Genomic DNA, 13,453 nt, shown 5'->3' with positions numbered 1-13,453 from the left:
GGGCTGCCCGGTTTTTTAGGATCAGAACGTGATCATCGCACCGGCAGACATGGTGTGATCGCTTTCGCGGTTCGGGCCGTGAGCAGCTGATTCCGTATGGGCATATTCACCCACGAGGAACATCCAGTCTGTCAGTGTGTAATACAGCGCGCCGACTTCGGACTCATTACGTCGCACCAGTGATGGATTGTCTTCGCCAGCCGCCTGATAAAGATTACTGACACCATAGCTTCCGACCAGCTTCAGGCGCGGCAGGATCTTATAGGATGCCTGAACATAGTAACCTTCAGAGTTCCGCTTGCGTCCGGTCTGTGAAATGCCGTCAAACAGAAGGCCGGTCGTGCCGAGACCGTTGCCGTAATAGTAGTATGCTACGCCTTCAAATGGTCCGCGGGACAGTTTCACGCCAACGTCGCCCGCGGCAACGGTTGCGCCTTTGCGACTGTCGGTTCCGAGGGTTGAACTGGTCAGGTTCTGAACGTGTTGTGTCAGGAAGCTGGCCCAGAGGCGTGTGGTGAACCCGGCAATGGTGGTGTCGTAAGTGACTTTACCCTGAACCATTGGAGAACTGTGCTGTGTGGTTGTCGCGGATAGACCACCACCGGCGAAATTGAACTGATCCAGCGGTGTCATGATACCGAGAGAGCCTTGAAGACCATGCCATTTCGGGGAAATGTAGGTGATCTGTGGGAGCCAGTCGGTGTAGACATAGCCGACGCCAATACGGCCGAGGGAGGTATTGGCCGGATTGGCGTTACTGCCGGTGCTGCCGACGCTGAGGAGCGTTGCGTCATTCAGGATGGCATCGGAGGCAAAGAGTGCGATGTCACGGCCGATCTTGATGGTTCCAAGTTTGTCGGTTCCGGCGGTCATATAGACCTGACGGAAATCGACGCCTGCCGTACCAAGCCCAACCGGGCTACCACCAGAATTGGCGTTGAATGTACCCACATCCGCATTGTTCAGCCCCGGGTACATTCCGAAAACTGCGCCGAGCTTGATCCCATCCTGAACGGTATTCAGCTTCAGGATCAGGCCGCCTGGCAACAGGCCGTTACGAACGGATGAAGAGTCAAAGCCGCTGGACCCTGTGGAGATGCCACCTGCAACGGGGCGGCCACCGCCCGGGCTGTTATAGGTGTAGAAGCCGTTGATGAAGCCGGACAGATTAATTTCGATCTGACCAGCCTGAACGGTCACGCCTTTGCCTGCGACATAGGGTTTGACCCGAACGACGCTGTCTGGGTCGTAATGTGCGAGCATGGAACGTGCATCACGTGCGCTGGCGGCAGCGTCCTGAGCTGCGCGCTGCGCTGCCTGGGAGGCTGCAATGGTTGTGACATCCGGTGGTTCAAGAGAACCATCGTACTGATTGGGGTTGTATCGACGATAACGGTTGTGTCTGGCAGGGGGGCTGGATGTATCGTCCTGATTGGTCGGAGCGCTGGCATGGCCATGCCTCAGGTGGTGTGCCAGAAGACTATTATATTCGCCGCGCGTCAGGCTGCCTTTGGCGCGAAGAATGTCCAGAAGTTCGGTGTAGTCATCCGCCTGTGCCGTTGCAGGGAGAACCGTAAGCGAGCCCAGAGAGAAAGCGCAGCCCAGAAAGGCAATCTGACGCAGAGAAAGGCGAGCCATGCAATGACCGTTCCATCGAGTGAGCCGGTCACGAAAATACGTTCGGAGACCGGGAGAAATTGAACTTCGTTTCACGTTAGCGCCAAAACGGCCATTCTTTGCAACAAGTCATCGTGTATCACGACTATGTGAGGAAACGACGTCTTTTTGATATGTAAGTTGGCATAATATATATTATACGATATTCATGTGAGCTGATATTGAGCCTCTTCCGATGCTTGTAAAACTGAATTCCTGAGGCTTCCCAACCAACGTTTTGTGGGACTTTCGCATGGTTGTACGGCTATCGCATTGGTTGTCCTGGGATTTGGCATTTTGCCATATATGCCCATTTGGGGCAGTTTTCCGGGGATTTTTCCAAGAAAATATATCTTTGGGATCAGGTGATTTCTTTCATGGCAAAAAGCCACAAAGAATTATATGTGATGAGGTCTATGGCTTTTTGCCATAGACTGCGATTGGGACATTTTGCCATAGATTTTCATATTGGCATTTTGCCAATGCCCTTCTCTTCCTCTTTACCCTACGTCGCACTGACCGCTACGAAAGGTTTTCCTCTTTCGCCTCCGAGGTCTGCTTTGACTGAAGTGCTCCCTAATGATCCCGTTATCGATGCCTTGACCGTCCCTGATCGTAAGGAGATCTTCGGTCATCCGCGGGGGCTTTGGGTTCTTGTACTGACGGAAGGATGGGTCGCCTTTTCCCTTTACGGATTACAGTCCATTCTCGTTCTGTATCTGGCTGATCATCTTCTTCAGCCCGGACATATTGAAAATGTCTGGGGCATGGGAACTGTGAAAGCCGTTTTGGACATTCTTTATGCTCCTGTCGGGATTCAGGCGACGGCTGGCGCCATAACAGGGCTCTTCTTAGCTTTGATTTATGCGACGCCCCTATTGGGCGGCTTTGTGGCAGACCGGCTCCTGGGGAAAACCCGGACCATTTTCCTGGGAGCTATTCTAATGACGGTCGGACATGTTCTGATGTCGTTCGACTGGAGCTTCGTGCTGGCTGTTGTTTTTCTTCTGCTGGGTATTGGAGCTGCCGGAGGGCTGCGGGCGCAGGTTGGTGCGCTTTATGCACTTGATGACCGTCGGCGGTCGGACGCTTATCAGATCTACTCTCTCGGTGTGCAGGCTGCCGTTATTGTGTCGCCTGCCCTCTGTGGAATGTTGGCAATGAAAGCCTGGCACTGGGGTTTTTTGACTGCTGGTCTGGGAATGCTGACTGGGTTGGTTGTCTATCTCTTTGGGCGTCGGTGGCTGCCAGAAGACACGGTTTTCAAGGCTTCATCCCCTCGCCCTCGCCTGACATCCCGCGAGAAAAAAACGAGCGTCCTTCTGCTGGCGTTGCTGCCGGTGCTGGCTTTAGGTGCGCTGCCAAATGATGAGATCTTTGACGGATATCTGTTGTGGGGGCGTGAGCATTATCAGCTGACGTTCTTCGGACATCTGTTCCCTGTCAGCAGTCTCGTCTCGTTCGATGGTTTCATCAGCACTTTGATGACAATTTCCGTACTGTGGTTCTGGCGAATGTATGCCCGACACAGGCCAGACCCGGCAGAAATCACCAAAGTGGCCATAGGCACTTTTATTGCCTCGTCAGGCCCGGCTGTTCTGGCGCTTGCATCGTGGCTTTATCCTGAGCCTCATCAGATCAGCCTGTTCTGGGGGCTGGCTTTTCATATTATCAACGATATCGGCTTCAGTATGAGCTATGCCATTGGAATGGCAATGTATTCCCGTGCTGCGCCGGTGAGCTTGAATACGATTTTCGTAGCCTGTTTCTCACTTCATCTTTTTATGGCCAATTTGACCATCGGTAAGCTCTCAACCCTGATCGGGCGTATTGGAGATGTTCCCTTCTGGCTCCTCCACAGTGGAAGCAGCTTGGTTGCAGGGGTGATTTTGTTGACATGCTCAATTGTGTTCCGGAGCCTTTTGGCTCCGGAAAATGTGCCTTCAGGGCGAGACAATCCGTCTCATATCCTGTGACGGAGCCAGCCTGACGCCCTCTGCTGTTTGCAGAACGTAAGGATCCAGCAGTCCGTCTGCCCGCTTATTGCTGCGAGCGATGATAAGACGCTGAACGATCGGGTAGTCGTGGATCAGACGCTCAAAGACGGGCTTGGGAATGGCCAGTAAGTGGCTGAACTGAAGGGCGCGCACTGTACCGGACATACGCTCGCTCCGAATGACGCTGGCCGCACCAATAAGGTCCCCGCTCCCGAACAGGATTTCCCTTTCAGGTAGGTGAACTTCCGCCAGTCCTGCCACCTGAGCGTAAACGGTTCGGACTTTCTGTCCGCGCTTGAACAGCACTTCCCCTGGAGACACGAAACGCATCGCCACCTTGCGGGAGAGTGTGTGTAAAACACTATCGGGCACGCCATTGAACGCCGGAAAAGCCCTCAAACGTTGTTCGATGCCGCTTTTCAGGTTGAACCGCAAAGGCGCCTCGAGGCGCGCGCTCCGACGTTCGATATCGCGATGGAGTTCCCTGTGAAGTTCTTCGGAAATCAGGTTGTCGGCCTGGAGTGCGTCGTACTCCTCGTCTTCGAGACGAAGGGCGATCTGGCGCAGAATCCTGCTCTCCAGGGCTTCTGAATACCCGGAATAATGGAGGCGCAATGTTTCCAGCGCATCATCGAGCAGCTTGCGCTGACGGCCCAGAACTTCAGACACGATTTCCGTAATGCGTGGACCCAGTGTTGGCTCCATGCGCTGACGGACGAAGCGTTGCAGCGACAGGGAGACCAGATGTGCGATGATGAGCATTTCGAAGCGCTCCATCATTGCGTACATCAGTGGTTCATCGAAATGGAAGCGACTGTGCAGATCCTGGGCAATCCGGAAGCGTAAAGGTGGCTGGAGGCGGCGCTTCAGGGCTTTGACGTATCCATACCGTCCCTCAAGGCGGGCGCCATCAGACATGGCCTCGGCAGTGCGGAGAAGCGTCTCCATCACACGACGTGACAGGCCCTGAATGCGGAAGAGATCCAGAAGCAGAGAGCGCTCCTGATTGGCGATCGTGATAAGCGCGATATTCACGCGGGCCCGGTCACTCAGGGCAGATTCAAAATTATTGGCCGCCCTCTCCTTTTCTGCGCGCTTTTCAATGCGGCTGATGACGCCAATGCGTGTTTGCTCACTGAACCCCAGTTCGTCGGACATGACGCGGGTGCGTTCTGCAACTTCGCCCAGACCAATGCCCAGAATTTGCTGACGAATAGCTTGATCAATTGGTGAAAGCTGATCGAGCTTCAGGAACAACACAAGAGAACGCAGCGTCGTGCCATTGACCAGCAGCGTGATCAGAACGAAGCCCGTTGCGATGATACCGATGAAGTGGGCAACCGGGCTGGAGACGCTCTGGTTCTCCGTCACGGCCAGCGCCAACGCCAGCGTGATGGCGCCGCGTAGACCGCCCCAGACCATGGTAGCCTTGAACGGTGTTGGCACTGGTGGGGAAAGCTTTGTGAAAGCAAGGATGGGCAGTAGGCCGAACACGACGGCGCCGCGAGCCAGTAGCCCGGCCACGCTGGCGATCAGGATCAGCACACAGTCCCAGCGGGTCATGCCGATCAGCAGGCGCGGTACCAGCATGGACGCCAGCAGGAAGACGAGTGAACCGGCCCAGAAGACCAGTTGCTGCCAGAGGTCGTTGAGAAACCGCCACACCTGCGGACGGAATGTCGAGGGTCCGTAAGCAGAGACTGTCAGGCCAGCAGCAGCTGTTGCCACCACGCCGGAGAAGCCGAGCATTTCGTCACACAGGATATAGACAGTGTAGGGCAAAGCGAGTGTGAGTGTGATTTCTGCGGCAGGTGCGCCACCCAGACCTGCGATTAGCAGCAGTGTCAGCCGACCCAGGCAGACACCCACGACAATTGCGCCGCCGAAGGCTGACGCGAAATCAACAACGGCCTCACCCAGATGGATGTGTCGGTGTGAGGTGACCGAGGCCAGCAGGATGGCGAAGATTGCGATGGCGGCTGCATCGTTCAGGAGTGCCTCGCCTTCAACAAGGCGCGTCAGTCGCGACGCAGCGCCGATTTCCCGGAAGATGCCGGCCACTGCGGATGGGTCGGTCGTGGCGACGATGGAGCCCAGCAGAAGACAGACAACAAGGCTCTGACCAGCAAACGGGTAGAGCGCGAAGCCGATCGTCGCGGTTGAAACCACAACCGCGACAACGGCCAGTAGAAGAACAGTGGCCGTTTCATGCGCCAGACGTCTTACGTCAATGGCCATGGCACCCTGAAAGACCAGAATGGGCAGGAAGATCAGTAGGAAGGCTTCGCTGTTGATCGGAAAATAGATCAGGGCTTCAGCCGCCCCATCCAGCAGGTCTGTGGCGGATGAGCGCACAATGAGCGATGCCGCCCCACCCAGAACAATGCCAGCGAGGGCAAGCAGGACCGTTTCGGAAATCTCAAGCCGTTTGGCCAGAGGCTGAATGATGCTGACGAGCGTGAGCAGGAACGCAATTGCGAGAAGAACGGCTGCAAGCCCTGTCACCATCATTGTATTCCGTACCCTTTTAGTTCGAATACCATCCTAGAGAGCGTTTCCGCTGTAAGATAGCGTTGTCTTTAAATTATGTGTCAGCGGCTGCAAGCCACTGTTTCACCTGACTTTCCGGATCGTCTACGCGAATAAAGTCGCTGACGGCCGCCACGCTGTCCGCTCCGGCTTTGAGGCAGGATGGCAGACGTTCGAGCGTTATGCCGCCGATGGCGACCAGAGGGACGTCACCGCACAGTTCCCGCCATTCCGTCAGACGTTCAATGCCCTGAGGACCAAACGCCATTTTCTTCAGTTTCGTTTCCCAGATCGGACCAAGTGCAACATAATCCGGCTTGCAGGCCAGAGCGCGTTGCAACTCTTCATGGCTATGGGTCGAGATACCAAGGCGGATGCCTGTCTGTCGGATGGCATCAAGATCAGCGGTATCAAGGTCTTCCTGTCCCAGGTGCAGCCATTCATAGCCAAGTTCGATTGCCAGCTCCCAGTAATCGTTCAGCACGAGGGCGACATTATGGCGTGCGGCGAGTTCCTGCGCGGTTTCGATTTGGGTGCGCTGTTCTTCGGGGGGAAGATCCTTGAGGCGAAGCTGAATGAAGCGTGCACCCGCCCCTCCAAGACGCTCAACCCAACGGGGATGGTCAACAACCGGATAAATCTTCGAAGGCAGACGGGACATCAGAGCATTTCTCCACCAAGAGTGCGGGCCAGACCCAGCGTCGGGGTCGAGGGCACCGCCATATCACGTTCTTCCATAGGGTCTGCCGCATACCCTGCCAGACCGGCCTCACATGCCAGACGAAAAGCTTTTGCCATCTCTGCCGGATTGCCAGCTTTGGCGACGGCTGTGTTGATCAGGACGGCATCGAACCCCAGTTCGAATGCGGCCGTCGCATGGGATGGCTTACCGATCCCGGCATCCACGACCATGGGCACATCCGGGAAATGTCCACGCAGAGCCCGCAGGCCGAAAAGGTTGTTCAGGCCCCTGCCCGAGCCAATCGGTGCACCCCAAGGCATGAGAACTTCTGCACCAGCTCGGAGAAGGCGTTCCGCAACGACCAGATCTTCCGTCGTGTAGGGGAATACCTGAAACCCGTCTTCCGTCAGGATGCGGGTTGCTTCCACAAGTCCGAACACATCTGGCTGGAGCAGGTCGCCCTGCCCGATGACTTCGAGTTTGATCCAGTTGGTTCCAAAGACATCGCGGGCCATTTGGGCAGTTGTGACCGCTTCACGAACGCCGTGGCAGCCAGCCGTATTGGGCAGAACGGGGACATCCAGACTTTGGATCAGCGACCAGAACGCCTGCCCGGCCTGAGCGCCCGCAGACTCACGACGAAGAGACACGGTCACGACGCCAGCCTGAGCGGCTTTAACCGCCTCGGCGAGAATGGCCGGACTGTCATATTGCGCTGTCCCCAGCATCAGGCGTGAGGACAGTTCGGTGCCGTAGAATTTCATGCGTCAGCCTCCCTGCATCGGGGCCAGGATTTCGAGGACGGCCCCCTCGTCCACAGCCTTGACACTGCGCTGCGTTGCAGGAACGAAAAAACCGTTCAGAGCTGTAGCGACGCGGGCCTTCCCGTAGCCGAGTTCATCAAGAACGGCTCCAAGGGTTCGGGCGTGAACTTCTCTGGGCTCGTCATTGACGGTGATCTGCATGATGTCTCTCCCATCCGGGGCTGTATGAGGAAGAAAGGGTTCAGGCCCGATCTGTTCCGAAAATGATCTCACAGACTTCCCTTGCACGTGCAGGAGATAACAGGAACCCGTGACGGTACATGCCATTAAGGGAAATCCTGTTGCCCTCTCGCCGGACGCGGGGAACATTATCCGGATAAGCGGGTCTCAGTCCGGCATTGGCTTCCAGAAGTTCAGCCTCGGCGAAGGCTGGATGAAGCGTGTAGGCGGCATTCAGAAGGTCCGTAATGGCGCGGACGGTGATGGCTCGGGTATCATCGCTTTCCACCATCGTTGCGCCGACCATAAAGACCGAATTGTCACGCGGAACGATATAAACCGGAATACGCGGATGCAGCATCCGGATCGGACGGTGAAGTGTGATCTCGGGGCAGCGCAGAAGCACCATTTCACCACGCATTCCTCGCAGATCTTTCTGCGTCTCCCGTGCGGCGACACCTGTGCAGTCGACGATCCAGTCAAAAGAGGCCGTATCAATCGCAGCGTTGGAGACGATTATTCCACTATGGTGAGCCAGCTTGTCTCCAAGGGCTACCAGCGCTTTGCGCGGATCAACATGTCCTTCTTCCGCGAAAAACAACGCTCTGTCGAAGCGATCTTCCAGATCGGGTTCAAGGGCTCTGATGCGTTCAACGCCGATTGTCTCGAAGTGACTGGTTCTGCGTCCGAAGCGCGTAAGTTCAGGAGTGTCACGCGGTGGAGCTACTACGAGGCTCCCGGTCTGCACCACATCCGGGACGTGGGCTTTCCACCAGTCTAGCGAGGATAAGCTGTCTTGGGTGACTTCATCAGGAGCTGACTCTGCTTCGCACCATGGGGCAAGCATTCCCCCTGCAAACCATGAGGCTCCCGCCCCTATGCGGCCGCCAGCATCATATACAGTAACCTGTGCGCCGCGTTCGGCAAGAGCAACGGCGGTGACCATGCCGGCCACCCCGGCTCCACGAACCAGAATGTGAGGTTCTGTCATGTTTGCCCCCTCAGAAAAACCGCGATGGGTGTAACACACCTCTTACGGACGGTCAGGAGGCTCGCGCAGGAAGGTGATCGATGTTGTAAAGCAAAATGGTGTATCGGCCCTCTGTGACACGGGCTGCGGGAGCGCCGAAAGTGTTGATGGCACCGGCCTCGTTGAAGGTTTCCTCTGGATGGGGAATGACAATAAAGAACGCTTTGCCATCCAAAGAGTGCCAGTCCATGTGTTTGCGAATATGTACAAACGGAGCAATCGTGCCGTTGGCCTGCATCATCGCCGGATACACATGAAGTTTCCCCAGGGATGCCACTTCGAGATTGCCTGAACTCCACCATGTGCCAATTCCATCAGGAGGGAAGTCTTTCTCCAGTCGGCTGAGAAGCTGGTTATCTTCCGTACTGAGAATCCCTGTCGAGTAGAGTGGGAGAGTTCGGTAATCTGTAATGAGCGTTACTGCCAGCACGGATGTCGAAATAGTGACGGCCATACGTCGTGTGGGCCAGACAAGTGCGGTAATGCAGGCCAGATCAAGCCAGAGAGGGAAAAGGTAGCGCGCTATAGCCACTGTGCTTCCGTCAAGCGCAATACGGTTGCTGACGGCCAGTGCGATAAAGTCTAGCAGTGCGGAGACAACCAGGAAGGAACGGAAGGGAGTGTTTCGGCCACCACTTACCCAAGCTGTTTTGGCCACCTGCCAAGCTCCTGTCAGAGCCAGAACGACAAGGGCTACACGCAGGCATTCTGGGAGGGTTGCACTCACGACCTGACCGGAAGGATCGGCATCATAGACGAGCAGAATGGAGCGGAATGTTGTAAGCAGATTGCTGCTCAACTGCTCCCAGGGTGCAAAGCGCGTCTCCAGCGGTTCGGTTTCAAAACCTCCGGTTGCAGCATTGAGATGCAGGAGAGTTTTTGCGAGCATGACGGCCACAAGCGTGGCACCTGCCATAAGGAAACGATGTTTCTTGGGGAGTTCTCTTGCCAGAGCGGCATATAAAAGCAGCGCCCCCGCTCCCGTGATGGCCAGTAACGGATCCCCAATGACGCCGAGGCAGAGAAGAAGTGCCATAATGAATAGTGACCGCCAGGAGCCGGACGACAGGAACCGGTCAGCCCAGTGGAAAGCCCACACTCCATAGATCAGCACGCCCATGTGGATAGCCGAGAGCGTGATGAAATAGGCTGTTGGTGCGCGCAGGAGCGGAAATGCCAGCACTGGCAAAAGAAGTGCAGCGGCGCCCAAGCGGGACTGACGATCCGGGAGCCGCAGAAAAACTACAGCAAAGGCGGAGACTACGACGCCAGTCCAGAGAATGGCGGGTTGTACCATCAGCAAAAACGGGCTTCTCGCAGGATGGCCAAGAGCATACCAGAACGCGGCTAAGGTTGCGCTCAGGGGAATATCTGACGTCCAGAAATCGGGAGGCGTCAGAACCCAGCCTTTGAGGCGCCAGTTTCCGCGAAGAACATCCAGACCTGCGAGAAAATACGAAGCTTGATCAGATGTTTTTGGCCAGAGGGATGAAACCCGAATGGCCAGTAGAAGATACAGTAAGGATAAAGTTGAAAAAAACAGGATGGAAGAAAGCTTTTTGCAACCAGTAAAATTATTTAATTTCATGGTTTTGTATGGATTTCTTATGTCTTGCTATGAAGTTGTGCGGCGAGAATTTCCACGGGGTGCGCAGGACGCTTTCCTGCAAGCCTCTTTCCTTGGCAACGGCAGGAGAAACCTGTCGCTAGAACATCGCCTTTCGCTGCCCAGTTCTGTTCGAAAATGGCCGCCGAAAGATCTGCATGCTCTCGTTCGTGGCCGAACAGACCAGCCATACCGCAGCAGCCGGCTTTGCCAGCCTGAGCTCGTACACCAAGATGTTGCAGAACTGTGGCCCAGTCCTGCGCACTGCCGGGACGCACGGCCTGTTCCGTACAATGTGAAATAACCGTCAGGGGCGTCATATCTCCTGCAGGAGGCTTTTCTGCCACTAGGCCTTTGTCGATCTGGCGTTTTAGGAAGCCTTCCAGAGAGAGCACTGCTGGAACGGACTCCATGCCTGCAACGTCTTGATACTCCTGTTCGAACATCAATCCCGTTGCGGCATCAAGGGCAATAACGGGCACATTATGGCGGCTGATGTTACGGAGTTGCCGCAGGGTTTCGCGTGCCGTGGAGGCAAATCCCTTGCGAAAGCCCCGGACATGCCGTGCCTTGCCGTTATCCCACACGGGCGTGATCCGCACGTCCATGCCGAGTGACGACAAAAGCTGATACGCACTTTCGATGACGCCACCATCGAAGCTGCCGGTAAAGGAATCCTGAATCAGCACGACAGAGCAGTCATTCTTTGCGGCTTGTCGAAGCCAGTTCTGTGTCAGAAGTGCTGTGCGTGGGAGAGTGGCCGGTTTCAGTACTGGCAAATCGACCAGTCCAATTTTTTTGAGCAGACCGGCTGAAATTGGATTTTGCATCAGAATATTGGCGATTTGTGGCATCCGTCGCCCAATCCCAAGAAGTGGCTCCAGCCAGTACACCAGATAATCTCGCATGGGGCGTTGCCGCGTCTGGAAATACAGATCCAGAAACTTGGAGCGCATGGAGGGAATATCCACGCGGATCGGACACTGGGTCGCACAGGCCTTGCAGGACAGACAGGTGTCAAGCGAGGCTTTAAGTTCTGCCGTCAGTTCTGGCAGAGCATTCTTGTCGGAAGCATCATCTGGCAGCGCGTTCAGGCGTGCCCAACTCCGCAGAAGCGTTGCGCGGCCTTTAGGCGACTGGGTTCTGTCCTTCGTTGCCTTGTAAGACGGGCACATCGCCATATCTGGCTCACGATTGTAACAGGCGCCATTCCCGTTACAGCTAACGGAAAGCCCAAAATTTTCTCTGAAATCATCAGAAATCTGTTCGTCGAATTCACCTTTGAATGGGACGCCATCGATGCGGTCCACGGGATAGAGTTTCCCAACCGGAGCCAGCTTTCCACGGTTGAAAATATCTTCAGGATCAAAGGCCTCCTTAATCCGGCACAACTCTTTGAAAAGCGTTTCCCCGAAGAACAAAGGAGAGAACTCTCCGCGATAACCTCGCCCGTGTTCCCCCCATAGCAATCCGCCATGTTTCTTGGTGAGGTTTGCGACAGCGTCTGAAATTGGTCGGATGAGGGACCGATCTTTTTCGGAAAGCATATCCAGGAAGGGTCGAACGTGCAGGCATCCAACATCAGCATGTCCGAACATGCCATAGGACAGATCATACCGGTCGAGGATCGCTCGGAATTCACCGACATAATCTGCGAGGGCTTCGGGCGGAACGGCTGTGTCCTCGACAAAAGCCACGCCCTGTTTGTGACCATCAGGTCGCCCTAGAAGTCCAACGGATTTTTCCCGCAGGGTCCAGAGTTGGTTGATGATCTCCTGATCTGAAACAGGTTTATAATCAATGACTTCGAAAGGAGAGCTCTCAAGGAGAGTCACGGCGTCCTGCATCTGCTGATGCAGATGAGCAGCATTGTCTCCCACGAATTCGACGAAGCTCATCCCTCGAACCGGGACTTCTGAACGCGCTCCCAGAACATCTTCAAGAGACTGCCAGACAATATCCTGCGCTGCTTTTTCCAAGACCCGGTCATCCAGCACTTCGATAGCCGAAGGGTTGGCTGGAAGGAGGGTCTGCACGTCTCGTAACGTATGATCGAAACTGGCATAGCGGACGACCAGAAGCTGTCTGAACTTCGGGAGGCGTCGCACGCGCAGCACAATGCGCTTTGTCAGAGCGAGTGTCCCTTCCGAGCCTGCGAGCAGGCGAGCGAGACTGAACCGTCCGTCCTCAAGCAGAATATTCTGCAGGTTATAGCCTGTGAGCCCACGGTTCATATCCGGGAAAACGCGACGGATCTCGTCAGCCTGATCCGTGATGACGCGATGAACTTCACGATAGATGCGTCCGGGCAGATCCTCTCGTGCTTCAGCCTGTTTTAGGTCGGTTTGTGAAAGCTTCCCGACATGCAGGTCAGACCCATCGGACAATACGACGTCCATTGTCTCGATGTAATCGGACGTGCGGCCGTAGAGGCGCGACCCCTTGCCCGACGCGTCAGTGGCGACCATGCCTCCGATCGTAGCGCGGGTTGCGGTTGAGACTGTCGGGGGGAAAAAATAGCCGTGCGGCTTTAGGAATGCATTCAGTCTGGCGAGGACGACGCCAGGTTCGACTGTGACCAGGCCGGTTTCGGCATCGAAGTCCAGAATACGGTCAAGATAGCGGGCTACATCAACGATGACCCCGGACGTCAGGGATTGGCCATTGGTGCCTGTCCCGCCACCGCGTATCGCAAGCGTCAGAAGACCTCCGGCAGCCGCACGAACCGCCCGGTTCAGATCTTCAAGAGTTTTGGGATAAAGGACCAGAACAGGAAGCTGCTGATAGATGCTGTTGTCAGTGGCTGCCACCAACCGTGCCGAAACTTGTGGGGTGATGTCCCCTTCAAATCCTTCAGTTCTTAGCCGGCTCAGAAAAGTATCACGGGCGGCAATCTCAGATGCGGCCAGAGTGAGACCGGAATGTACGGTTCCACCTGATAAAGCTGCATCGCCACCCATGATTTTTTCT

9 protein-coding genes are annotated in these 13,453 nt (G+C 55.6%); 1 reads left to right on the top strand and 8 read right to left on the bottom strand.

Annotation, left to right across the window (positions count from 1 at the left end):
• Window positions 1-21: 21 nt before the first annotated feature.
• Window positions 22-1,638, bottom strand: coding sequence for a porin (locus J4P41_RS03855; protein ID WP_426066179.1), 1,617 nt, complete (start codon window positions 1,636-1,638; stop codon window positions 22-24).
• 587 nt (window positions 1,639-2,225) lie between these two features.
• Here J4P41_RS03855 and J4P41_RS03850 point away from each other — a divergent pair.
• Window positions 2,226-3,632 (top strand): peptide MFS transporter, encoded by a 1,407-nt coding sequence (locus J4P41_RS03850; protein ID WP_426066291.1) that lies wholly within the window; start codon window positions 2,226-2,228, stop codon window positions 3,630-3,632.
• On the opposite strand, the gene J4P41_RS03845 is transcribed toward J4P41_RS03850, so the two are convergent.
• The 7 genes from J4P41_RS03845 to J4P41_RS03815 all read right to left on the bottom strand — a co-directional run bounded on the left by J4P41_RS03845 (window position 3,600) and on the right by J4P41_RS03815 (window position 13,443).
• Window positions 3,600-6,164 (bottom strand): cation:proton antiporter, encoded by a 2,565-nt coding sequence (locus J4P41_RS03845; protein WP_426066178.1) that lies wholly within the window; start codon window positions 6,162-6,164, stop codon window positions 3,600-3,602. The genes J4P41_RS03850 and J4P41_RS03845 overlap by 33 nt on opposite strands.
• Window positions 6,165-6,237: 73 nt before the next feature.
• Complete coding sequence (locus J4P41_RS03840) at window positions 6,238-6,843, bottom strand: thiamine phosphate synthase (protein ID WP_426066177.1); 606 nt, start codon at window positions 6,841-6,843, stop codon at window positions 6,238-6,240.
• Window positions 6,843-7,628 (bottom strand): thiazole synthase, encoded by a 786-nt coding sequence (locus tag J4P41_RS03835; protein ID WP_062016957.1) that lies wholly within the window; start codon window positions 7,626-7,628, stop codon window positions 6,843-6,845. The genes J4P41_RS03840 and J4P41_RS03835 overlap by 1 nt, the downstream gene beginning before the upstream one ends.
• Before the next feature lie 3 nt (window positions 7,629-7,631).
• Window positions 7,632-7,829 carry a sulfur carrier protein ThiS gene (gene thiS / locus J4P41_RS03830; RefSeq protein WP_426066176.1) on the bottom strand — a complete coding sequence of 66 codons (198 nt, stop codon included), beginning with the start codon at window positions 7,827-7,829 and terminating at the stop codon, window positions 7,632-7,634.
• A 40-nt stretch (window positions 7,830-7,869) separates the two neighbouring features.
• Window positions 7,870-8,838, bottom strand: coding sequence for a glycine oxidase ThiO (gene thiO / locus J4P41_RS03825; RefSeq protein WP_426066175.1), 969 nt, complete (start codon window positions 8,836-8,838; stop codon window positions 7,870-7,872).
• Between the two features lie 52 nt (window positions 8,839-8,890).
• Complete coding sequence (locus J4P41_RS03820; protein WP_426066174.1) at window positions 8,891-10,465, bottom strand: hypothetical protein; 1,575 nt, start codon at window positions 10,463-10,465, stop codon at window positions 8,891-8,893.
• A gap of 17 nt (window positions 10,466-10,482) precedes the next feature.
• Window positions 10,483-13,443, bottom strand: a complete 2,961-nt coding sequence (locus tag J4P41_RS03815) for an FAD-binding and (Fe-S)-binding domain-containing protein (protein WP_426066173.1) — start codon at window positions 13,441-13,443, stop codon at window positions 10,483-10,485.
• Window positions 13,444-13,453: the final 10 nt, after the last annotated feature.

The sequence above is a fragment of the Gluconobacter sp. NFX36 genome (genome assembly GCF_049887835.1).
In the GTDB taxonomy this organism is placed as follows: domain Bacteria; phylum Pseudomonadota; class Alphaproteobacteria; order Acetobacterales; family Acetobacteraceae; genus Gluconobacter; species Gluconobacter japonicus_A.
This window is presented reverse-complemented; position numbering and strand designations above follow the sequence as displayed.

Bases quoted from the DNA above. Each gene is read 5' to 3' on its own strand.
- J4P41_RS03815 (WP_426066173.1), bottom strand. From the start codon at position 13,443: ATGGGTGGCGATGCAGCTTTATCAGGTGGAACCGTACATTCCGGTCTC.
- thiO (WP_426066175.1), bottom strand. From the start codon at position 8,838: ATGACAGAACCTCACATTCTGGTTCGTGGAGCCGGGGTGGCCGGCATG.
- J4P41_RS03840 (WP_426066177.1), bottom strand. From the start codon at position 6,843: ATGTCCCGTCTGCCTTCGAAGATTTATCCGGTTGTTGACCATCCCCGT.
- thiS (WP_426066176.1), bottom strand. From the start codon at position 7,829: ATGCAGATCACCGTCAATGACGAGCCCAGAGAAGTTCACGCCCGAACC.
- J4P41_RS03835 (WP_062016957.1), bottom strand. From the start codon at position 7,628: ATGAAATTCTACGGCACCGAACTGTCCTCACGCCTGATGCTGGGGACA.
- J4P41_RS03855 (WP_426066179.1), bottom strand. From the start codon at position 1,638: ATGGCTCGCCTTTCTCTGCGTCAGATTGCCTTTCTGGGCTGCGCTTTC.
- J4P41_RS03820 (WP_426066174.1), bottom strand. From the start codon at position 10,465: ATGAAATTAAATAATTTTACTGGTTGCAAAAAGCTTTCTTCCATCCTG.
- J4P41_RS03845 (WP_426066178.1), bottom strand. From the start codon at position 6,164: ATGATGGTGACAGGGCTTGCAGCCGTTCTTCTCGCAATTGCGTTCCTG.